The organism is Sphingobium sp. BHU LFT2, assembly GCF_018604485.1.
GTDB lineage: Bacteria > Pseudomonadota > Alphaproteobacteria > Sphingomonadales > Sphingomonadaceae > Sphingobium > Sphingobium yanoikuyae_A.
Genome location: NZ_JAFCGW010000004.1, coordinates 354209 through 374964, shown reverse-complemented (window position 1 = coordinate 374964; position 20756 = coordinate 354209). Strand labels below are relative to the sequence as shown.

Sequence of the window (20756 nt, the reverse complement as noted above, 5' to 3'; positions counted from 1 at the left end):
GGTTGCCAAATGGGACGCTTTGCCGCCGGGCGCAAGGGCGAAGGGCGCACTTCCTATCGCTTCAACCCTGCTTTGACTCTGCCCACCTTTCCCCTCTAGGGTCCGCGCCATAACGCCGCCGCTCTCGCCGGCCGGCACAAAAAGACAATTTCAAGGGGGTCCGATGGCGACCGCAATCACCGTACCGGCGGAGGCAGGCAAGACCTGGCTCGGCCATCCGCGCGGCCTGTTCCTGCTGTTCTTCGCGGAAATGTGGGAACGTTTTTCCTATTATGGCATGCGTGCCATCCTGATTTTCTACCTCACCAAACATTTCCTGTTCGGCGAGGACAAGGCCTATATCCTCTACGGCGCCTATACCTCGCTGGTCTATATCACCCCGGTGATAGGGGGCTATCTGGCCGACCGGTTCCTGGGCCCGCGCAAGGCGGTGCTGGTGGGCGGGGTGTTCATCGCCATCGGCCATTTCCTGATCGCCATCACCGAAGGGCCGGGGGGGCAGGATGCCTTCTATCTCAACGGTTTCTATCTGGCGCTGGCCAGCATCATCGTCGGCACCGGCTTCCTGAAGGCCAATATCTCGGTGCTGGTGGGCGAACTTTATGCCCGTGACGATCATCGCCGCGACCCGGCCTTCTCCATATTCTACATGGGCATCAACCTGGGCGGCGCCAGCGGACCGATCGTCTGCGGCCTGCTGGGCGAACTGTGGGGCTGGAACTGGGGCTTCGGCGCGGCCGGCGTCGGCATGCTGCTCGGCCTCGTCATGTTCGTCTGGCTGCGGCCCTGGCTGCTGGGCAAGGGCGAGCCGCCCGCGCCGGAAAAGCTGCGCGCGCCGGCGATCGGCACGATCTCGCAGGAATGGACCATTTATGCCAGCGCCGCGCTGGGCGCGGCGGCGATCTGGATGGTCATCCGCTATGCCGAACTGCTGGGCTATACGCTGCTGATCTTCTCGGCCCTGACCGTCGCCTACATCCTTTGGCGCTCGGTCACGGTGCTGACCAGGGTGGAGCGCGACCGGATGTTCGCCGCGCTCTTCCTGATCGCGCTCAATCCGCTCTTCTGGGGCCTGTTCGAACAGACCGGTTCCTCGCTCAACATCTTCACCGACCGCAATGTCGATCGCGTCATCCTGGGCTGGGACGTGCCGGCCTCTTTGTTCCAGTCGGTCAATTCCATCTACATCATCCTGCTCGCGCCGCTGTTCGCGGTGCTGTGGACCTTCCTCGACAAGCGCCGGCTGGAACCATCCTCGCCCGCCAAGTTCGGCATCGGCCTCATCCTGTGCGGCGCCGGCTTCCTGGTGCTGGTCGCGGGCGCGGCGATGGCCGGGCAGTCGTTGACGCCGGTGATCTTCGTCTTCCTCATCTATCTGCTCCACACCATGGCGGAACTCTGCTTCTCGCCGGTCGGCCTGTCGGCGATGACGCGCCTGTCGGTGTCGAACATGGTCGGGCTGGTGATGGGCACCTGGTTCCTGGCGATGGCCGCGGGCAATTTCATCGCCGGCCTGATCGCGCGCGCCACCGGCAGCGGCGAGGCGGGCGACGTGACCCAGGTGCTGGACGTCTACAGCCGCATCGGCTGGTTTTCCGTGGTGGTCGGTGGCCTGGTGCTGCTGGTCTCGCCCTATGTGAAACGCATGATGCATCTCGATCTCATTGCCGCTGAAAAGGGGAAACAGGCATGAACGCACGCAGCAAGCTGCTGCTGGGGCTGGCGCTGGTCGCGACCGGCATGACCGCGCCGGCGGTCGCCAGGAAGGAAAAGGATCAGCCCGCACCGCCGTCGCAGGGCAGTTCGGCCGAGCCGGACAATCCCTATCCTTCGACCTACAAGCCCTATCCGGGCGTCGCGACCGCGATCCGCGGCGCAACCATCTTTGACGGTGAAGGCGGGCGGATCGACAAGGGCGTCGTCTTCCTGTCGGGTGGCAAGATCACCTCGATCGGCGGCCCCGACACGCCGATCCCGGCCGACATCGCGGTGTTCGACGGCACCGGCAAATATGTGACGCCCGGCGTCATCGACATTCACAGCCATCTGGGCGTCTATCCCTCGCCTGCCGTGGACGCGCATTCGGACGGCAATGAAATGACCTCGCCGGTCACCCCGCATGTCTGGGCCGAACATTCGGTCTGGCCGCAGGATCCCGGTTTTGGTCGCGCACTCGCCAATGGCGGCGTCACCACGCTGCAGATCCTGCCCGGTTCGGGCAATCTGTTCGGCGGTCGCAGCGTGATCCTGAAGAATGTCCAGGCCCGCACCATGCAGGGGATGAAATTCCCCGGCGCGCCCTATGGCCTGAAGATGGCCTGCGGCGAAAATCCCAAGCGTGTCTATGGCGCCAAGGGCCGCGAACCCAGCACCCGCATGGGCAATATGGCGGTCGATCGCCAGACCTGGATCAAGGCGCGCGAATATCAGAAGAAGCGCGCCGCCGGTAAGGACCAGACCCGTGACCTGGGCATGGAGACGCTGGCCGACGCGCTGGAAGGCAAGATCCTGGTCCAGAACCATTGCTACCGCGCTGACGAGATGGCCAATGTGATCGATATGTCGAAGGAGTTCGGCTACAAGGTCACTGCCTTCCACCACGCGGTCGAGGCCTACAAGATCGCAGACCTGCTGCGCGAGAACGGCATTTGCGCCGCCATGTGGGGCGACTGGTATGGCTTCAAGATGGAAGCCTATGACGGGATCAAGGAAAATGTCCCGCTCGTCCATCAGGCCGGCGCCTGCGCCATCGTCCATTCCGATGACGAGAATGGCATTCAGCGTCTGAACCAGGAAGCGGCCAAGGCGCTGGGCGCGGGCCGTCGCATGGGGCTGAACATCCCTGACGAGATCGCCTGGACCTGGCTCGCCATCAACCCGGCCAAGGCGATGGGCATCGCCGACCAGACCGGCAGCCTGAAGGTCGGCAAGATGGCCGACGTCGTGCTGTGGAACGGCAACCCGTTCAGCACCTATACCCGGCCGGAAAAGGTCTGGGTCGACGGCGCCTTGCTCTATGACGCCAATGATCCCAAGCGGCGCCCGGTAACCGACTTCGAACTCGGCCAGATCGGCGCGGGAGACGTGAAATGACGATGAAGACCGCAATTCGCGCGGCCGCCGCGCTGCTGGCCGTTGCCGCCTCGCCCATGGCCCTGGCCCAGACCATCGCGATTACCGGCGCCACCCTGGCGATCGGGGACGGGTCGGAACCGATCCAGAATGGCACCGTGGTCATTTCCGCGGGCAAGGTGGTGGCCGCCGGGGCCGGCGTCGCCGTGCCGGCCGGCGCCAAGACCATCGACGCCAGCGGTAAATGGGTGACGCCCGGCATCGTCTCGGGCTTCTCGCGCGTCGGCCTGGCCGAAGTGCCCGGCGTCAAGGAAACCAACGACATCAACGCCCGCACGCCCTTCTCGGCCGCGATCGATGTTGCGCCGGCGATCAACCCGCTCGCCAATCCGATCGCGATCAGCCGCACCGCCGGCGTGACCCGCGCGGTGGTCGTGCCCGCGACCGGCAACGGCATCTTTGCCGGGCAGGGCGCGGTGGTCGATCTGGGTGCCGACATGGACCCGATCACCAAGGCGCGCGCCTTCCAATATGTCGAGATGGGCGAAGAGGGGGCGGAGGATGCCGGCGGCAGCCGTCCGGCCGCCTATCTCACCTTCAAGATGATGCTGCGCGAGGCGCAGGATTATGCCAAGGCCCCGGCCAGCTATGATGGCCGGTCCAAGGACGCGCTGCTCAACCGCGTCGATGCCGAGGCGCTGGTCCCGGTCGTCACCGGCGCCATGCCGCTGATGATCCATGTCGAAAGCGCGCGCGACATTCTCGGCGTGCTGGCGCTCCGGAAGGACTTCCCGGCGCTGAAGCTGATCCTCGCCGGTGCGACCGAGGGCTGGATGGTCGCCAGCCAGATCGCCGCCGCCAAGGTGCCGGTGATCGCCGGCGGGCTCGACGACCTGCCTTCCAGCTTCGAGAAGCTGGCGGCGACCCAGAGCAATGTCGGCCGCATGGTGAAGGCGGGCGTGCCCGTCGCCATGGGCCTGATGGACCGGGACGAAGCGCTGCAACTGCGCCTCGCCACCCAGCAGGCGGGCAATATGGTCGCCCTCAACAAGGTGCCGGGCGCCACCGGCCTCAGCTGGGGCCAGGCGCTGCGCAGCATCACCTCAGCCCCGGCCGAGGCGATGGGGCTGGGCGACCGGATCGGCTCGCTCAAGGCCGGCAAGGCGGGCGACGTGGTGATCTGGGACGGCGATCCGCTGGAAATGGAATCGGCGCCGGTCGCGGTGTGGATCGACGGCTTCCAGCAGCCGATCGACAATCGCCAGACCAAGCTGCGCGACCGCTACGCCACCCCGGCTGAGGGCAGCCTGCCCAAGGCCTATGAATGGTAAGATGGGGAAGGGGGCCACGGCCCCCTTTTTCATGCCGCGCCCATCTGCCGGCAAAATGCGGGGGCCATGGCACCAAAGGCGACCCCGCCTCGTTGGGGCAGGACGCAACCGCGATATAGGAGAGGCCCCATGCCAGATGAACTGAATGAAGCCCTTGAGCGGTTCCAGATGTTTGCCGCCCGCTTCAAGCTGGATGATCTGATCGATGCCGAAAGCGGCTTCACCGGCAACGACGCCGCCCTGCTGGCGGGCGAAGTGGAAATGGCCATCCAGACCAGAGGCATGCAGGACAGCCCCGAGCCGGATATAGACGGCGGCCTGTTCTAGGGGCCGTGAATCCAGCTGGGCGACGATAGAAGCGCACTATCTGGGCAAACTGCCCCCGGACGCAGCGGCAGGAACAATCAGCTATTCATGGAGGTCGTGCTGTGGACTGTTCGAAAGGGCAGTCCATGGCGCGACCTGCCGACCCATTCGATTAACCGGGAAAGGCGCCGCCTCTGGCTCTCGGTCATGGTCGACTTCTGACAGGAATGCTGCCCTCCCTGCGCGACAGGCGCCGCATGATCACGCGCGATTAGTAGGTCATCTGGCCGGTGACATTGCCGCCGTCGAGATAGCGGCAGACCAGTATCTCATCCTCGCCGCTGGCCACGGTGACGAGCGCACATCCTACCTGCGTCGTGTCGCGCCAGATCACCTGCGTGTAATGGCCGACATCTTCCCACTGGCCCGATGTGCTCACATCGGTGAACACGCCGTTCTTGAACGCCGCCTTCTCGTCGATCCACATGGTGACCATGTCTTCGGGCGTATAAGCGCCCTTGCTGCCCCGCCACAGATTCTCGCCCTCGGCGACCAGCGAACCATCATGTTCGAGATCGCTCAGCGTCTGGAGATTGGCGCCCCATCGCGCCGCGTCGGCGGCGAGCGCAGGGCTCCAGCTAAGGTTGGGCACGCCAATCTGGCCACGCTCCGCATTATGGGCGGCCAGGACGCGCTGGTCGAAATTGTCGAGCCGATTCTGGGCCTGGACCGGCAGTGCGGCGATAAGGCCCAGCAGAATGGCGGCTGATCGCTGTATCGAGGGGCGCGTGAGAAGCTCCAGCATCATCAACCTCTCCTTGCTCTGATGGTGGATCGGGCGCGGGGCATCAGCCGAATTTTTCGAGCAGATATTGCGAAACCCATATCTGGGTGCCGGCCAATTGGGGCAGCGCCAGCCTGGTCCGCTGGTCAAAGCGCAACTGCCGCGCCAGCCCATCGCCGATGGCCGCCCCGGCGGCCATCTCATGCGGGTTGAAACTGTTCCGCACCCGGCGCAGGGCGTCGCGCACGCGGTCGCCTTCCTCGCCGGCCAGGGGCGCGGGTAATGGCCCACCATAAGGGGTGCCGCTTGCGATCAGGCCGAGCAGGTTCGCAAAATCATCGGGTTGCATCTCCACCCATGGATGAGGGTGGATAATGGCCTTCGGGCGGAAGATCACGGCGGTTGCCGTCACGATCCCTCCCGTCAGATAGAGGTTCGGGCGTTGCCGGGGCGGGGGTTCCGTTGCAATCTGTGGCGCCAGCACTGGCGCCACCGTATCGCCGTAAAATTCCGACGCCCTTTGGCCGACGGTGGCGGTGCGGATGTCCGGCCAGCGAAGCTTGACCGCACCGGCCATCGTCTTGGGTCCATAGGGCGCCGAAAGGGCGACAAACTGGCCATGCTGGTCATAATAGCCGCCCTTGATAGTGCCGCTGGCGATGTTGACGTGCATCACATTGCGGCGATCAGCGGGGCGCACGATCCAGTCATAGCCCAGCCGGGCCTGGTCCTTGATCGATATGATTTCGGGGGTGATGCCCGTTCGTGCGGGCAGGGCGGCGATGAATTGCTCCACCCGGCCCGGCGCGAAGTCGATAAGGCCGCCCGAGACCAGCACGGCAATGTCGCTGGTCTGCAATCCATGTTGGGACTTCAGCCGATCGATATGGCCGGCCACGATGTCGACGCTCTGGGCGGCCATGGCGTCATCCGCTGCGGGGCCGAGCGGGCTGGCCAGTTCGGTTTCGACGAACGCCTTGCCGGTGGGTTCCGGCGCCATGCGCTCGAAGCCTGAAAGCTTTCGTCGGCCCAGCTGGTCACGGTCAAACCGGTAGGCTGCGACGCTCATTCCGCCCCGCCGGATTTCGACGACGCCATAGGTTTTTTGCCGGTTCGCCTGCGCATTCGCCCTGGCTGGTATCAGGCCCGGTATCAGGGACAGGCCTGTGACCGATGCTGCCGTTGCGCCGATGAATGCGCGCCTGCTCCAAGCCATCGCTGTCCCCCATGTCCAGGCAGATGTCGGGGTCAATCCCGGCGCGCTGCGACAAACGGATTGCTATGACGATGTCGGGTGCGAAACAATCGGGCTATTCCGGATGGCCGATGGCGGAAAATCCTTAGGGGCGATGGCGCCGGGGCCGTGGCGTCTGTCCTACAGCGCCGGCTTTCCGCTATACCGTCGCCGGCTCTTTCCCATCGTCCGCGCGCGTCCTCGGCCTCGCACGATAATTTCCATCATCGGCACGAAAATGTCAGGATGTGCGGGAAATATGCGAAGTTAAGCGCGGCATTTCCTATTTTGCCGCGCCGGGCTTAGCCGCTGGTGGCGCCCCACACGTCGCTCGCCTTCACGAAGCCCTTCTGGCCCTTCACGTCGAACGCGCACCAGCCGCTCGAGCAGGAACCGATCCGGCCGACCACGCCCTTTTCGGCGCGGAACAGGGTGCGGCTGGTTTCGCTCGCGCCCTCGTGCATCGGTGCTTGCGCCGCGGTGACGATCGCCGTGGCGGTATCGCTCAGCAGGCGGACATGCATCCAGCCCTGGGCACCGTCAGGGTCTTCCACCTTGCGCCACAGGCCCAGCACCTGCACCACCTTCACCGGCAGGTCGCGGCGCTGATAGACCCAGTTGGACGGGTAATCGAGGCTGGGGCCGACGCGCATCCGCGCCTCGTCATGCGACAGCGACGCCCAATAGGGCACCGGCTTGGCCGGGGCCGCCGCCGCGCCGCTCATGTTGGTCAGTGCCGCGATCATGCCCGCGCCCAGCAGCAGGCGCTTCATGCCCGACCCTTTGCCCATATCACCCATGATCTTTCCATACGCTTGTCCAGCCGGTCGCGACAAGCTTTCAATCGCAGGCAGCCGCATATCCGCTTGACCGGCGGGGCAGGCGGGAATAGCGGCCATGCTATGGCCAGGAAACCGCGCCCCGCAACGCCGCGCGTCATCGTGACGCGCCGCCTGCCGCCCAATGTGGAGGCGCGCATGGCCGAACTGTTCGACGCCAGCTTCAATACCGGCGACATCCCCATGAACCGGGCCGAACTCGCCGCCGCCATGGCGCAGTGCGACGTGCTGGTGCCCTGCATCAGCGACCAGATCGACGCGGAACTGATCGCCAGCGCGCCCGACCGGCTGCAACTGATCGCCAGCTTCGGCAGCGGCGTCGACCATATCGACCTCGCCGCCGCGCGGACCAGGGGGGTGATCGTCACCAACACGCCCGGCGTGCTGACCGAAGATACGGCCGACATGACCATGGCGCTGATCCTCTCCGTGCCCCGCCGCCTGGCGGAGGGGGAGAAGCTGGTGCGCTCGGGCCAGTGGCATGGCTGGAGCCCGTCGGGCATGCTCGGCCATCGCATTGGCGGCAAGAAGCTGGGCATCATCGGCATGGGCCGCATCGGTCGCGCCGTCGCCCGCCGCGCCAGGGCCTTCGGCCTCTCCATCGCCTACCATAACCGCCACCGCCTGCCTTTCGAGGTGGAGCAGGAACTGGAGGCCAGCTGGCATGACGATCTCGACGCGCTGCTGCGCGAATGCGACATCGTCTCGATCCATTGCCCGCTCAACGCCGATAGCCGCGGCCTGATCGATGCGCGGCGGATCGGCCTGATGCGGCCCGACGCCTATCTCATCAACACCTCCCGCGCGGAAATCACCGATGAGCCGGCACTGATCGCTGCGCTCGCTGAAGCACGGATTGCCGGTGCCGGGCTTGACGTCTACACCCATGAGCCGGCGGTCGATCCGCGGCTGCTGGCGCTTGCCAATGTCACCCTGCTGCCCCATGTCGGTTCGGCGACGTTCGAGGGGCGCGACGCCACCGGTGCCCGCGTCATCGCCAATATCCGCACCTGGGCCGACGGCCACCGCCCGCCCAATCAGGTGCTCGAAGGCTGGGTCTGATCGCTGCGCGCGCGGAACAATGCGCGCCTTCCTCCGTTTGGAAACATCAGAGAAACGGAAGGAATCCCACCATGATTCGTCTTGCCATCATTGCCCTTGTGATCGCGGCCGTGCTCGCCGTCCTCGGCTTCGGCGGCGCGGCCGGCACCTTCGTCGGCATCGCCAAATTGCTGTTCGGCGTGGCCATCGCCCTGTTCCTGATCTTCCTTGTGCTGGGCCTGCTGGCCGGCAAGGGCATCAAGGATGCCATAGACTAAGTTATGATCGAGATTGGCGCTGGAGTGGATGAAACCGGGCGGTTGCTGCGCGATGAGGCCGGCTTCCTGCTCCAGCGCGATCTTGGCGGCACCTGGCGACTGGTGCTGCTGCGTGTGCCGGTCGACCATGTCGAAAAGCGGGTCCGGGTGCGCGGCTATTATGCCGGCGACGACATTGTCGAAGCGGATGGTGTAGCCGCCGCCTGATCTGGCACCTGGCCATCTTGCCAGAATCGTTGCGCCGCGCGATCAGTTGCGCCCATGCGCAAGATCATTTCCCTGATGCTCGCCGTTGCGGCGCCCGCCCTGGTCCAAGCCCAGACTCCCCATGACCAACTGACCCAGGTGATCGACGATCACTGGGCATGGTATCTGTCGGTCCATCCGGTGGAAGCGACCGCGCGTGGCGTGCGCGACTATGACGACCAGATTTCCGACCTGTCGCTGGCCGCACGCGATGCCCAGATCAAGGCGGAGCAGGGCTTCGTCACCCGGCTGGACGCCGTGCCGGAGGCGGGGCTGGACGCGGCCGACAAGGTCAATCGCGCGGTGCTGCTGTGGATGCTGCGCGACGATATCGCCAGCGACAAGCATCAGGCCGAACGGCTGATGCTCTTCACCACTTACTATAGCTGGCATCAGGGCTTTTCCGGCATGGCCGACGGCCTGCCTTTCTACACCCGCGCCGATTATGAGAGCTATTTGAAGCGCCTGGCGCTCTACCCGAAGCAGAATGGCGACGGCATGGCGATCACCCGTCAGGCGATCAAGGGCGGCTATGTGCTGCCCTGTTCGGTGCTGGGCGGTTTTGCCAAGGGGATCAGCGGTATCGTCGCCGGGCCGCCGGAGGGCACACGCTTCTACGAGCCCTTCACGCGGACGAAGCCGCGCGACATCAGCGACGCCGACTGGGCGGCGCTGCAGGCGCGCGCGGTGGCGGTGATCCGCGATGTCATCACGCCCGAATATGGCAAATGGCATGACCTGTTCGTGGCCGACTATCTGCCCAAATGCCGCAAGAGCGACAGCGCATCGACCCTGCCGGGGGGCGCGGCCTGGTATGCCAGCCGGGTGCGCACCCACACCACCACCGACCTGACGCCGGATCAGATTCATGCAATAGGGCTGGACGAGGTCGCCCGCATCGGCAAGCGGATGGATGAGATTGCGGCCAAGGCGGGCTATCCCAGCCGCGCCGCCTTCATCCAGCATCTGCGCACCGATCCCAGCTATTACGCCAAGACGCCCGAGGAACTGCTGCGCGTCGCCGCGCGCCAGGCCAAGACGATCGATGGCCTGCTGCCGCGTTATTTCGCCACGCTGCCGCGCCTTCCCTATGGCATCAAGCCGATCCCGGCGGCCGAAGCGGAGGGGACGACCACCGCCTATTATGGCCCCGGCGCGCCCGAGGCAGGAATTTCCGGCACCTATTGGGTCAACACCTCGAAGCTGGACCAGCGGCCCTTCTGGGAATTGCCGGCGCTGACCGCGCATGAAGCGGTGCCGGGCCATCACAATCAGATCGCGTTGCAGCAGGAATTGCCGCTGCCGCCCTTCCGCAAATATCTCGCCGGTTTCACCGCCTATGTCGAGGGTTGGGCGCTCTACACCGAATATCTGGGCGAGGAGATGGGCCTCTACGACACGCCCGAAAAGATGATGGGCCGCCTGTCCTACGAGATGTGGCGCGCCTGCCGCCTGGTGGTCGACACCGGCATCCATGCCAAGGGCTGGGACAAGGCGAAGGCCGTCGCCTTCATGAAGGCGAACAGCGCCCTGAGCGACGCCAATATCGATGCCGAGGTCAATCGCTATATCAGTTGGCCGGGACAGGCGCTGGGCTACAAGCTGGGCGAGATCAAGATCCGCGAACTGCGGGCGCGGGCGGAACAGCAGCTTGGGCCCAAATTCGACCTGCGCCGTTTCCATGACGCGGTGCTGTCGCAGGGGGCGGTGCCGCTCACTGTGCTGGAAAGCCAGATCGACGGCTGGATCGCCGCGGAAAAGGCGCGCTGAGAAGAGCGCCGATAAAGGCAAGATATGGGGCGGGGCGGGAGCGATTTCCACGCCTCCCGCACAATAAAAGTGCGCCCCATGTGCGCGTCGCTGCGAATGATTTTCAGTAAGCAAAAATGGCGGAAATAAAGGCGGTTTCGACCATTTTGTCCCTTTGACTTGGCGGTGGCAATCTGTATGCCACCGCTCATCGGGACACACTTGCTTCGACCATAGGTTGGGGCGCCTCCCTCCACCTTGCCGCGTCTTCGTGGCTTCTGGTGGGAACGCGACGCTTCCTTCCGCATGGCCGGGCCTATGCGAGGAGACGCATATCTTATGACCGCCACCGGACAGGATACTCTCGGCACGCGCGACACGCTCAATGTCGGCGGCAAGGACATCGCCTATTATTCGTTGGAGAAGGCGGCTGCGAAGCTGGGCGATGTTTCGCGCCTGCCTTTCTCGATGAAGGTGCTGCTCGAAAATCTGCTGCGCTTCGAGGATGGCGTGACCGTCACCACCGACGACATTCAGGCGATCGTCGACTGGCAGAATGACAAGGGCAAGGCTGAGCGCGAGATCCAGTATCGCCCGGCGCGCGTGCTGTTGCAGGACTTTACCGGCGTGCCCTGCGTCGTCGACCTGGCCGCGATGCGCGACGCGATGAATGCGCTGGGCGCCGACGCCAGCAAGATCAACCCGCAGGTGCCCGTCCACCTCGTCATCGACCATTCGGTCATGGTCGACGAGTTCGGCACGCCCCGCGCGTTCCAGGACAATATGGAGATCGAATATCAGCGCAACATGGAGCGCTACGACTTCCTGAAATGGGGCAGCAAGAGCCTCGCCAATTTCTACGCCGTGCCGCCGGGCACCGGCATCTGCCATCAGGTGAACCTGGAAAATATCGCCCAGGGCGTCTGGTCGAGCGAGGGCGCCGACGGCGCGACCATCGCCTATCCCGACACCTGCGTCGGCACCGACAGCCACACCACCATGGTCAATGGCCTGGGCGTGCTGGGCTGGGGCGTGGGCGGGATCGAGGCGGAGGCCGCGATGCTGGGCCAGCCGGTATCGATGCTGATCCCCGAAGTGGTCGGCTTCAAGTTCACCGGCAACCTCAAGGAAGGTGTGACCGCCACCGATCTGGTGCTGACCTGCACTCAGATGTTGCGCGCGCGCGGCGTGGTCGGCCGCTTCGTCGAATATTTCGGCCCCGGCCTTGCCACCTTGTCGCTCGCCGACCGGGCGACGCTGGCCAATATGGCGCCCGAATATGGCGCGACCTGCGGCTTCTTCGGCATCGACGACAAGACGCTCGACTATATGCGTCTGACCGGTCGGAGCGACGAGAATATCGCGCTGGTCGAGGCCTATGCCAAGCAGCAGGGCTTCTGGATCGATCCGTCGGTCGAGCCGATCTTCACCGATACGCTGGAGCTGGACCTGTCCACCGTGGTGCCCAGCCTCGCCGGTCCCAAGCGCCCGCAGGACCGCGTTGCGCTGCCCGAAGTGGACGATGTGTTCAACGCGGACATGGTGAATACCTACAAGAAGGCGCAGACCCGCGTTCCGGTCGAGGGCAAGGATTATGACATTGGCGACGGCGACGTCACCATTGCCGCGATCACCAGCTGCACCAACACCTCCAACCCCAATGTGCTGATCGCCGCCGGCCTGGTCGCCAAGAAGGCGAACGAGCTGGGCCTGAAGCCCAAGCCCTGGGTCAAGACCTCGCTGGCGCCCGGTAGCCAGGTCGTCACCGACTATCTGGAAAAGGCGGGGCTGCAGGCGCATCTCGACGCGATCGGCTTCAACCTGGTGGGCTATGGCTGCACCACCTGCATCGGCAATTCCGGCCCGCTGGCCGAGCCGATCAGCAAGGCGATCAACGAAAATGGCCTGGTTGCAGCCGCCGTCATCTCGGGCAACCGCAATTTCGAAGGCCGCGTCTCGCCTGACGTGCGTGCCAACTTCCTCGCTTCGCCGCCGCTGGTCGTCGCCTATGCGCTCAAGGGCACGGTGATCGAGGACTTCATCACCACCCCGATCGGCACGAGCAAGGATGGCGAAGCGGTCTATCTCAAGGACATCTGGCCGACCAATGACGAGGTCGCGACCACCCTGGCGGGAGCGGTCGACCGGGAGATGTTCCGCGCCCGCTACGCCAATGTCTATAAGGGCGACGCCCATTGGCAGGCGATCGAGGTCACCGGGTCGGACACCTACAAGTGGCGCGCCGGGTCGACCTATGTCGCCAACCCGCCCTATTTCGAGGGGCTGACCATGACCCCGGCGCCGGTCACCGACATCATCGGTGCCATGCCGCTGGCGATTTTCGGCGACTCGATCACCACCGACCACATCTCCCCGGCCGGTTCGATCAAGGCGACCTCGCCCGCGGGCAAGTGGCTGAGCGAGCATCAGGTCGCCCAGGCCGACTATAACAGCTATGGCTCGCGCCGTGGCCATCACGAAGTCATGATGCGCGGCACCTTCGCCAATATCCGCATCAAGAATCTGATGCTCGACGGCGTCGAAGGCGGCATGACCAGCTATCAGGGCGAAGTCATGCCGATCTATGACGCGGCGATGAAGCACAAGGCCGACGGCACGCCGCTGGTCGTCATCGGCGGCAAGGAATATGGCACCGGATCTTCGCGCGACTGGGCGGCCAAGGGCACCAACCTGCTCGGCGTGCGCGCCGTGATCGTCGAGAGCTTCGAGCGTATCCATCGCTCGAACCTGGTCGGCATGGGCGTGCTGCCCCTGGTGTTCAAGGATGGCCAGACCCGCGACACGCTGGGCCTCAAGGGCGATGACAGCTTCACCATCACCGGTGTCGCCGACCTCAAGCCCCGCCAGGATGTCGAAGTGCAGGTCACCCGCGCCGACGGTTCGACCTTCAGCTTCACCGCGCTTTGCCGCATCGATACCGTCAACGAGCTGGAATATTTCCTCAACGGCGGCATCCTGCAATATGTGCTGCGCAAGCTGGCGGCCTGAGCGCTTGATCGATTGACGCGCTGAGCTAAGGAATGAGGGCTCTCTCCGGAAGGAGGGAGCCCTTTTCATTTGGGGGTGGATGGTGGCGCTGTTCGTGGAGATCGTCGGCTGGGCCGGCGCGATATTGGTGCTGATCGCCTATGTCGGGGTCTCGACCGGGCGGCTGTCGGGCGGGTCGGCGACCTTCCAGTGGCTGAACGCCGTCGGCGCCGCCTTCTTCATCCTCAACACCTGGTGGCATGGCGCCTTTCCCTCGATGGTGCTCAACATCATCTGGGCGGTCGTCGGCTTTTCCACCCTGTGGCGCATCTTCCGTAGGAGAATGTCCCCGTCATGACCCGCTTCATCGATCTCAGCCACGCCATCGAACATGGCATGACCACCTATAAGGGCGTCGCCGCGCCGCATATCTGCGATTACTGGACCCGCGAACAGTCGCGCGCTAACTATGCCGATGGCAGCGCGTTTCAGATGGGGCGGATCGACATGGTGTCGAACACCGGCACCTATCTGGACGCGCCGTTCCACCGTTTCGAGGAGGGCGATGACCTCTCCATGCTCGATCTCGACCGGCTGGCCAGCCTGCCGGCGATCGTGGTGCGCAGGCCGTTCGAGGCCGTGGGCCTGGCGACCGACGCCGCCGATCTGGATGGGATCGATGTCGCCGGCCGCGCGGTGCTGGTCCACACCGGTTGGGACCGGCACTGGCGCACGCCCGCCTATTATGAGGATCACCCCTTCCTGACCGAAGCGGCGGCGCAGATGCTGGTGGCGCGCGGCGCCCGGCTGGTCGGCATCGACAGCCATAATATCGACGATACGCGGCCCGGCACCGGCCGCCCGGTCCATCGCGAGCTGTTGGGGGCGGGCGTGCTGATCTGCGAACATATGACCAATCTGGCCATGCTGCCGGATGCCGGCTTCGCCTTCACCGCGGTGCCGCCCAAGATCGTCGGCATGGGCACATTCCCGGTCCGAGCCTTCGCGCAAGTCAATTTGACATGATCTTTTAGCGTAGCCTTCAGGCATGACATCGCTGTTAGCCTTCGGCTTTCGCTTGAACTGAGAGGCGTTAGCGCCGATACTATGACGATCGGCCGAGAAAGGCCGTCCAAGGAGATTTTACCCATGGCCAATTGGTCCGACCCCCGTTCCGACATCGCAGGCTTTGGCAATGCCAGCGCCGCGCGCAGCGAGGCGTTCGATGCCGGGCTGCGCAAATATATGCTGTCGGTCTATAATTATATGGCGAGCGGCGTGCTGCTGACCGGTGTTGTCGCGATGCTGTTCGCGTCGAGCGGTCTGGCGCTCCAAATCCTCGCCGGCCCCGGCATCCTGAAATATGTCATCATGTTCGCGCCGCTGGCTTTCGTCATGGTGATGAGCTTTGGCATCAACAAGCTGTCGACCGTCGCGATGCAGAGCCTGTTCTGGGCCTATGCCGCCGTGATGGGCCTGTCGCTGTCGTCGATCTTCCTGGTCTATACCGGCACGTCGATCGCGCAGACCTTCTTCGCGACCGCTGCGGCCTTCGCCGGCCTCAGCCTGTTCGGCTACACCACCAAGAAGGATCTGTCGGGCTTCGGCACCTTCCTGATCATGGGTGTCGTCGGCCTGCTGGTCGCCAGCCTGATCAACCTCTTCCTGCGTTCCAGCATGATGGATCTGGTGATCAGCTTCGTCGGCGTGCTGCTGTTCGCGGGCCTGACCGCCTATGACACGCAGAAGATCAAGAGCATCTACAGCTATGTCGCCGGCACCGACATGATGGGCAAGTCGGTGGTGATGGGGGCGCTGAACCTCTATCTCGACTTCATCAACATGTTCCTGTTCCTGCTGCGCCTGTTCGGCGATCGTCGCTGATAGCGGTCGAACGGCAAGTCAAAAAAGGCCCGGCGGACATCTCCGCCGGGCCTTTTGCTTTGTGGGGAGGGGGCGGCTCAGCCCTGTTTCTGCATCTCGGCGATCAGGGCGTTGTCGATCTCCTTCTGCCTCTTATAGGCCGGGCGCTCGCGCAGTCGGGCGGCATAGGCCTCGAACGCCGGGCGGCTGGGGATGGTGCCGAAGGCGAGCCCCCAGTCGATCTGCGCGCCGACATAGACGTCCGCTGCGGTGAAGGTGCCGCCACAGATCCAGCTGCGGCCGGTGACCGCTGTTTCCAGCGTGTCGAGCGTGTCGTCGAGCGAGCCATAACCCGCGCTGCGCTCGCGCCCTTCGGGCAGGACGAAGCCCATCGCCTTGTTGGTGACCGCGGCCTCCACTGGACCGGCGGCGAAGAAGAGCCAGCGATAATAGTCGGCTCGGTCATCGGTCGCCGGCGCCAGGCCGGCGGCCGGGAAGGCGTCGGCCAGATAGGCGCAGATGGCGGCGCATTCGGTCACCACCTTGCCGCCATGGACGATCGCCGGCACCTTGCCCATCGGGTTGATCGCGCGATAGTCGGCGGTCTTCATGCCGCCGGCATAATCCAGGATCACCGCCTCATAGGGGGCGCCGACCTCCTCCAGCATCCAGCGGGCAATCTGCCCGCGGGACATGGGGTTGGTGTAGAGAAGAACCGGGTCCGCCATTGTGCATCCTCCTTGGAAAGTGGCCGGAACATATCATGAACGATATGCTCCGGCTAGCCGGATCATTGGGCCGGTGCGGTGGCCGCCGCCGCAGGCTTGTCGCGATAGCGATCGAACCAGGCGATGATCGCCGCCGCCTTGGCCGCCGATTGCGACGGGCGGGCGGCGATGCCGCCATGGCTCGCGCCCGGCACCTTCACCAGCGCGGTCGGCACGCCCCGTATCTGCAGCGCGCCATAATATTGCTCCGCTTCGCTGACCGGGGTGCGATAATCCTCGCTGCCCACGACCACCAGGGTCGGAGTCTTGACGTTGCCAACCAGGCTGAGCGGCGAGCGGTTCCAATAGCCCATCGGATCTTCCCACGGCTTGGCCGGGAACCAGTAGCGCGAGGTGAAGAGGGTATTGTCCATGGTCAGCGCCTCGCTGATCCAGTTGATCACCGGCTTCTGCGTAGCGGCACCCTTGAACCGGTCGGTCTTGCCGATGATCCAGCTGGTCAGCACGCCGCCGCCCGAACCGCCGGTAACGAACAGATTGTCCGGATCGGCCACGCCCGCCGCGATCGCGGCATCGACCGCGGCCATCAGGTCGCCATAGTCGTCGCCGGGATATTTGTGATGGATCAGCTGGGCAAACTCTTCGCCATAGGAGGTGGAGCCGCGCGGGTTGGTGTAGAGCACGGCATAGCCGGCGGCGGCATAAAGCTGGTCGTCGGTCGAGAAATGCGGGCCATAGGCGGTGTGCGGACCGCCATGGATTTCCAGCAGCAACGGCACGCGGGTGCCAGGCTGATAGCCGGGCGGGGTGACGAGCCAGGCCGGCACGGTCCGGCCGTCAGGCGCGGTGACGGCCAGTTCCTTCACCTGTCCCAGCGCCTTGTGGCCCAGGAAATCCTCATTGAGGCGCGTGAGCTGGCGGCTCTTGCCGCCGCTGCTGACCGACAGGTCGGCCGGGCGCAACGCCGATCCGCTGGTGAAGGCGAGCGTGCCATTGGCTGCGACGCTGAAATCGCCGCCGCTATAGGGCCGGTCGAACGCCGTGCCGGTAAGGCCGCTCGCCAGTTCGGTGACATGGCCGTCGAGGCTGATGCGGGCAAGGCGGTTGACGCCGCGCTCGTCATATTGGGCGTAGAGCGACTTGCCGTCGGCCGCCCAATAGGCGCGATCGATGCTGCGGTCGAAACTGGCGGTGATCGCATGGGCGCCGCTGCCGTCGCGGTTCATGACGTAGAGATAGCTATTCTGGTAGGAGAGGCGCTTGTCGTCATAGCCGAGATAGGCGATCTTGCTGCCGTCGGGCGATACGACCGGCGCGACATCCGGGCCTTCGCGGCTGGTGAGCGGGCTGATCGCCCCCGAGGCGATGTCGAGCGTGTAGATTTCCGGATCAAACACCTTCTGCTGCCAGTCGGGCTTGCGCACCGCGCTGAACAATATGGCGCGGCCATCGGGCGTCCAGCTCAACGGGCCGCCATCCTGATAATCGCCAAAGCTCAGCTGCCGCGCCGGGCCGCCATCGGCCGCCACCAGGAAGATATGGTCATAGCCGGCCTGGACATAGCCGCCGCCATCATTGCGATAATCGACCCGGTCGATCACCTCCAGCGGCTTGGCCCATTCGGCACCCTCCGGCTTGTCGGGCGCCTTGCCCAGCTTCATCGGGTCGGCGGGCACGCGCATGATATAGGCAAGGGACTTGCCGTCGGGCGACCAAGTGACCGACTGTGGGCCGTCCGGCAGGGTGGTGACGCGCACGGTCGCGCCGGTGTCGAGCCAGCGCACGAACAATTGCGGCTTGCCCGCATCGGCGGCGATATAGGCGATGCGCTTGCCATCGGGCGACCAGCGCGGCTGGCTGGCGTCGGTGACCAGCGGGCGCTGCGCGCCGGTGGCGGTGTCGACCAGCCAGATCGCGCCCTTCTGCCGGTCGGTCATGATGTCGCCCTGGCGGCGGACATAGGCGACGCTCTTGCCGTCGGGGCTGATCTGCGGATCGGTCGCGACCTGCAGCGCGAAGATGTCGCGGCCCTCGAACCTGGTCGACGGGGCGGCCGACTGGGCGGCGAGCGGCAGGGGGGAAAGGGCGGCGCCGAGCAGCAGCGCGGCCAATAGCTTGTGTCGCATGAAAACCTCGAAACGGAAGAATGGCGCGAGACTTGCCGGATTTTCCTTTCGTTTCAAGTGCAACTCGTGGCCGGGGCGCGACGTGTGGTGTCGCGCCCCGGCTGTCGCTTCAGCAGCCCGCGCCCATCGCGCCGGCCAGCATCCCGCCAAGGCCGCCCTTGCATTTCTTCTTCTTGGGCGGCGGATTGTCGCCCGAGGCGTCGGCGCTGTCGTCACTGCCCTGGCTCATCATCGATCCCATGTCCGGGCCATTGAGCATCCACATGGTGTTGGAGCGATAGCGCACGCGGGCGATCCATTCCGGTTTCCAGGCGATCTTGGGATCGGCCGGGCGCGGCGGATAGGCGAAATTGGCTTCCGGGCCATAGGCATAGAGGCTGCCCATCAGCATCTCGCCGCCCGACTGCACCACCTGCGACGGCACGGTGCAACTGGTCTGGCTGGGCGGCATGACGATCTTGTCGCCGATCAGCTTGCGCACGGCACCGGGGGATAGCCAGTCCCATACCGGCCCGCCGAACGCCTGGCTGGCCGATGACGCCCACCACACCATGTCGCCGCCCTGCTTGGCCGCGAACACCCAGGCATAATAGCCAGTCGCATTGGGCACCGCGTTCCAGCTCAACTGGGTGGCGCCGCCAGCCGCCGGGCTGGCACGGCCCGTGATCGGCGGCATGAAGTCCTGGTTCAGCGCGAACTTGATCTCGGGCGAATAATTGCCGGCGATGCGATGATCGCCGATCAGCGAGGAATTGCCCGACAGCGTCTTGCGTGTCTGGCCATTGGGCCATTCGCCATAGGTCTTGCTGTTGGTGAAGCGGACCTGCCATTCCTGCGGGATCGCCGCGCCGGTCATGTAGAGGCCGGGCGGAAACTGGCCGCGCGCGACCTTGGCGAAATCGATCACCACCGGCTGGTTCGGCCCGGCGGTCGCGCCGCATCCCCAATAGATGAGCAGCCGCCCCTTGGGCTTCTCGCCGGGCAGCGCCGGCTCGTCGCTCGGCGTGACCTTTGGTGTGACCAGCGGGACGGAGGCGCCCAGCCGGGCGCCGGCGGGCATATAATGCTCGGCTGCCGGCGAACCGCTGGCGGCCTGGGTCGATCCCAGCCGCAGCACCAGTTCATGGACCGGCTGGTTGCCGCCGCCCATCATCATCGACATGGCCCCGCCCATGCCGCCGCCGCCTGCCATCGCGGCCATGCCGGACATGGTGCCGGCATCCATCGAATAACGGGCGATCGGTCCGCCGGCCTGCTGGCTGGCGCCGGGCGTGGCGAGAAGGACGAAGCTGAAGCTGAGCAGCGCGGCGCGTGGCGCGGCGGACCGCAGATGAAGCGAAGTGGACATGCATTCCCCTATGAAAGCGTGGAAGACATGCGACCTTTCTGTTCTGGAGTCGGCTTAGCAGAATTTGCGGTGGGCGGGGAGAGGGGGGCTAAGTGCGCGCGAACTGCCCATGGCGCAGGAAATGCACGACCTGATCGGCGACGGGGCGGGTGTAGATCATCGCGGTGTGAGCGACGGGCAGGGTGATATGGTCGCTTTCGCCCGGACAATGGGTGGCGGCGACGCTGACCTTGCCGTCATTGGGCGCGCGGAAGATGCGGCTGGGGAGCAGGCCATTCATCGGCCGGTCGCCCGCGATGATGCCGAGCGAATAGTCGACCTCACCCAGCGCCGCCAGCGTGATCGCATCGCGGCGAGTGCGTAGCAGCGCGCCGGCCTGGTTCAGGATCAGCGGATGGAGGCGCAGGCGGTAGAGAAGGTCGGCAATCTCGCTGCCGCCATTGGGCGTGCCGAGCATGACGACGCGGCCGAGATGATCGGGACGATGGCGCGCGAGCCAGGCGCGCAGCATGAGGCCGCCCATCGAATGGCCGACGCAATGGACGGTCGTGGCGGCGTAGGCCGGGCTGGCGATGATGCGGGCGTGGAGATGATCGATGACGCGGGGCAGCGGCCAGCGCCAGCTGGGATAGCCGATATTGGCGACGATGAAGCCTGCATCGCGCAGGCGGCGGGCGAGGAGGGCAGTCTGCACCTGATGCCCGCCAAAGCCGTGGAGGAGGAGGATGGACTGGGTGTGGGGCAGCATGATGGCATGGGTGTCATGCAACGCTGACGCAGGCAAGGGCATGTGGGTGTAGGGGGAGGGCGCTGACCACCAGAA

At 65.1% G+C, this 20756-nt stretch carries 19 protein-coding genes; 12 read left to right on the top strand and 7 right to left on the bottom strand.

The annotated features are described in order from the left end of the window. Positions 1-163 precede the first annotated feature (163 nt). The 4 genes from JQK15_RS11195 (at position 164) to JQK15_RS11180 (ending at position 4730) form a co-directional block, all read left to right on the top strand. A complete protein-coding gene (locus tag JQK15_RS11195; RefSeq protein WP_214865516.1) occupies positions 164-1693 on the top strand; it encodes a peptide MFS transporter in 1530 nt (509 codons plus the stop codon). Then, the gene (locus tag JQK15_RS11190) at positions 1690-3093 is read left to right on the top strand and encodes an amidohydrolase (RefSeq protein ID WP_214865514.1); all 1404 of its coding nucleotides are present in this window, start codon (positions 1690-1692) and stop codon (positions 3091-3093) included. The genes JQK15_RS11195 and JQK15_RS11190 overlap by 4 nt, the downstream gene beginning before the upstream one ends. After that, positions 3090-4403 carry an amidohydrolase family protein gene (locus JQK15_RS11185; protein WP_214865512.1) on the top strand — a complete coding sequence of 438 codons (1314 nt, stop codon included), beginning with the start codon at positions 3090-3092 and terminating at the stop codon, positions 4401-4403. The genes JQK15_RS11190 and JQK15_RS11185 overlap by 4 nt, the downstream gene beginning before the upstream one ends. 129 nt (positions 4404-4532) lie before the next feature. After that, positions 4533-4730 carry a hypothetical protein gene (locus JQK15_RS11180; protein ID WP_169861497.1) on the top strand — a complete coding sequence of 66 codons (198 nt, stop codon included), beginning with the start codon at positions 4533-4535 and terminating at the stop codon, positions 4728-4730. A gap of 250 nt (positions 4731-4980) precedes the next feature. Here JQK15_RS11180 and JQK15_RS11170 read toward each other — a convergent pair whose 3' ends face one another. The 3 genes from JQK15_RS11170 to JQK15_RS11160 form a co-directional block, all read right to left on the bottom strand. Next, on the bottom strand, positions 4981-5517 hold the full coding sequence (locus JQK15_RS11170; RefSeq protein WP_214865510.1) for a CAP domain-containing protein: 537 nt from the start codon (positions 5515-5517) through the stop codon (positions 4981-4983). Positions 5518-5557: 40 nt separating this feature from the next. Further along, the gene (locus tag JQK15_RS11165) at positions 5558-6493 is read right to left on the bottom strand and encodes a hypothetical protein (protein WP_214865508.1); all 936 of its coding nucleotides are present in this window, start codon (positions 6491-6493) and stop codon (positions 5558-5560) included. Positions 6494-7029: 536 nt separating this feature from the next. Then, complete coding sequence (locus tag JQK15_RS11160; RefSeq protein WP_004211336.1) at positions 7030-7527, bottom strand: SH3 domain-containing protein; 498 nt, start codon at positions 7525-7527, stop codon at positions 7030-7032. A gap of 102 nt (positions 7528-7629) precedes the next feature. On the opposite strand from JQK15_RS11160, the gene JQK15_RS11155 reads away from it, so the two are divergent. The 8 genes from JQK15_RS11155 (at position 7630) to JQK15_RS11120 (ending at position 15752) form a co-directional block, all read left to right on the top strand. Next, entirely contained in the window at positions 7630-8628 is a 999-nt protein-coding gene (locus tag JQK15_RS11155; protein WP_214865506.1) for a 2-hydroxyacid dehydrogenase, read from the top strand. Between the two features lie 71 nt (positions 8629-8699). Continuing rightward, the gene (locus tag JQK15_RS11150) at positions 8700-8885 is read left to right on the top strand and encodes a DUF1328 domain-containing protein (RefSeq protein ID WP_017502243.1); all 186 of its coding nucleotides are present in this window, start codon (positions 8700-8702) and stop codon (positions 8883-8885) included. 3 nt (positions 8886-8888) lie between these two features. Further along, entirely contained in the window at positions 8889-9092 is a 204-nt protein-coding gene (locus JQK15_RS11145) for a DUF5818 domain-containing protein (protein ID WP_004211342.1), read from the top strand. Between the two features lie 54 nt (positions 9093-9146). Continuing rightward, on the top strand, positions 9147-10901 hold the full coding sequence (locus JQK15_RS11140) for a DUF885 domain-containing protein (RefSeq protein WP_214865504.1): 1755 nt from the start codon (positions 9147-9149) through the stop codon (positions 10899-10901). 318 nt (positions 10902-11219) lie between these two features. Beyond that, positions 11220-13889, top strand: coding sequence for an aconitate hydratase AcnA (gene acnA / locus JQK15_RS11135; protein ID WP_214865502.1), 2670 nt, complete (start codon positions 11220-11222; stop codon positions 13887-13889). Positions 13890-13968: 79 nt separating this feature from the next. Next, on the top strand, positions 13969-14226 hold the full coding sequence (locus JQK15_RS11130; protein WP_037515777.1) for a CBU_0592 family membrane protein: 258 nt from the start codon (positions 13969-13971) through the stop codon (positions 14224-14226). Next, positions 14223-14894: a cyclase family protein gene (locus JQK15_RS11125; RefSeq protein ID WP_048939074.1), complete on the top strand. Its 672-nt coding sequence runs from the start codon at positions 14223-14225 to the stop codon at positions 14892-14894. Before JQK15_RS11130 ends, JQK15_RS11125 begins: the two co-directional genes overlap by 4 nt. Before the next feature lie 123 nt (positions 14895-15017). Continuing rightward, on the top strand, positions 15018-15752 hold the full coding sequence (locus tag JQK15_RS11120; RefSeq protein ID WP_214865500.1) for a Bax inhibitor-1/YccA family protein: 735 nt from the start codon (positions 15018-15020) through the stop codon (positions 15750-15752). A gap of 77 nt (positions 15753-15829) precedes the next feature. On the opposite strand, the gene JQK15_RS11115 is transcribed toward JQK15_RS11120, so the two are convergent. From JQK15_RS11115 to JQK15_RS11100, 4 genes are all read right to left on the bottom strand, one after another. Continuing rightward, positions 15830-16459 (bottom strand): glutathione S-transferase family protein, encoded by a 630-nt coding sequence (locus JQK15_RS11115; protein WP_037516414.1) that lies wholly within the window; start codon positions 16457-16459, stop codon positions 15830-15832. Positions 16460-16521: 62 nt separating this feature from the next. Next, positions 16522-18585 (bottom strand): alpha/beta hydrolase family protein, encoded by a 2064-nt coding sequence (locus tag JQK15_RS11110; protein ID WP_214865498.1) that lies wholly within the window; start codon positions 18583-18585, stop codon positions 16522-16524. Between the two features lie 109 nt (positions 18586-18694). After that, positions 18695-19933 (bottom strand): hypothetical protein, encoded by a 1239-nt coding sequence (locus JQK15_RS11105; protein ID WP_214865496.1) that lies wholly within the window; start codon positions 19931-19933, stop codon positions 18695-18697. Between the two features lie 88 nt (positions 19934-20021). Beyond that, positions 20022-20702: an esterase/lipase family protein gene (locus JQK15_RS11100; protein ID WP_251007694.1), complete on the bottom strand. Its 681-nt coding sequence runs from the start codon at positions 20700-20702 to the stop codon at positions 20022-20024. Between the last annotated feature and the right edge of the window lie 54 nt (positions 20703-20756).

Bases quoted from the DNA above. Each gene is read 5' to 3' on its own strand.
- JQK15_RS11195 (WP_214865516.1), top strand. From the start codon at position 164: ATGGCGACCGCAATCACCGTACCGGCGGAGGCAGGCAAGACCTGGCTC.
- JQK15_RS11190 (WP_214865514.1), top strand. From the start codon at position 1,690: ATGAACGCACGCAGCAAGCTGCTGCTGGGGCTGGCGCTGGTCGCGACC.
- JQK15_RS11185 (WP_214865512.1), top strand. From the start codon at position 3,090: ATGACGATGAAGACCGCAATTCGCGCGGCCGCCGCGCTGCTGGCCGTT.
- JQK15_RS11180 (WP_169861497.1), top strand. From the start codon at position 4,533: ATGCCAGATGAACTGAATGAAGCCCTTGAGCGGTTCCAGATGTTTGCC.
- JQK15_RS11170 (WP_214865510.1), bottom strand. From the start codon at position 5,517: ATGATGCTGGAGCTTCTCACGCGCCCCTCGATACAGCGATCAGCCGCC.
- JQK15_RS11165 (WP_214865508.1), bottom strand. From the start codon at position 6,493: ATGGCGCCGGAACCCACCGGCAAGGCGTTCGTCGAAACCGAACTGGCC.
- JQK15_RS11160 (WP_004211336.1), bottom strand. From the start codon at position 7,527: ATGGGTGATATGGGCAAAGGGTCGGGCATGAAGCGCCTGCTGCTGGGC.
- JQK15_RS11155 (WP_214865506.1), top strand. From the start codon at position 7,630: ATGGCCAGGAAACCGCGCCCCGCAACGCCGCGCGTCATCGTGACGCGC.
- JQK15_RS11150 (WP_017502243.1), top strand. From the start codon at position 8,700: ATGATTCGTCTTGCCATCATTGCCCTTGTGATCGCGGCCGTGCTCGCC.
- JQK15_RS11145 (WP_004211342.1), top strand. From the start codon at position 8,889: ATGATCGAGATTGGCGCTGGAGTGGATGAAACCGGGCGGTTGCTGCGC.
- JQK15_RS11140 (WP_214865504.1), top strand. From the start codon at position 9,147: ATGCGCAAGATCATTTCCCTGATGCTCGCCGTTGCGGCGCCCGCCCTG.
- acnA (WP_214865502.1), top strand. From the start codon at position 11,220: ATGACCGCCACCGGACAGGATACTCTCGGCACGCGCGACACGCTCAAT.
- JQK15_RS11130 (WP_037515777.1), top strand. From the start codon at position 13,969: ATGGTGGCGCTGTTCGTGGAGATCGTCGGCTGGGCCGGCGCGATATTG.
- JQK15_RS11125 (WP_048939074.1), top strand. From the start codon at position 14,223: ATGACCCGCTTCATCGATCTCAGCCACGCCATCGAACATGGCATGACC.
- JQK15_RS11120 (WP_214865500.1), top strand. From the start codon at position 15,018: ATGGCCAATTGGTCCGACCCCCGTTCCGACATCGCAGGCTTTGGCAAT.
- JQK15_RS11115 (WP_037516414.1), bottom strand. From the start codon at position 16,459: ATGGCGGACCCGGTTCTTCTCTACACCAACCCCATGTCCCGCGGGCAG.
- JQK15_RS11110 (WP_214865498.1), bottom strand. From the start codon at position 18,585: ATGCGACACAAGCTATTGGCCGCGCTGCTGCTCGGCGCCGCCCTTTCC.
- JQK15_RS11105 (WP_214865496.1), bottom strand. From the start codon at position 19,933: ATGTCCACTTCGCTTCATCTGCGGTCCGCCGCGCCACGCGCCGCGCTG.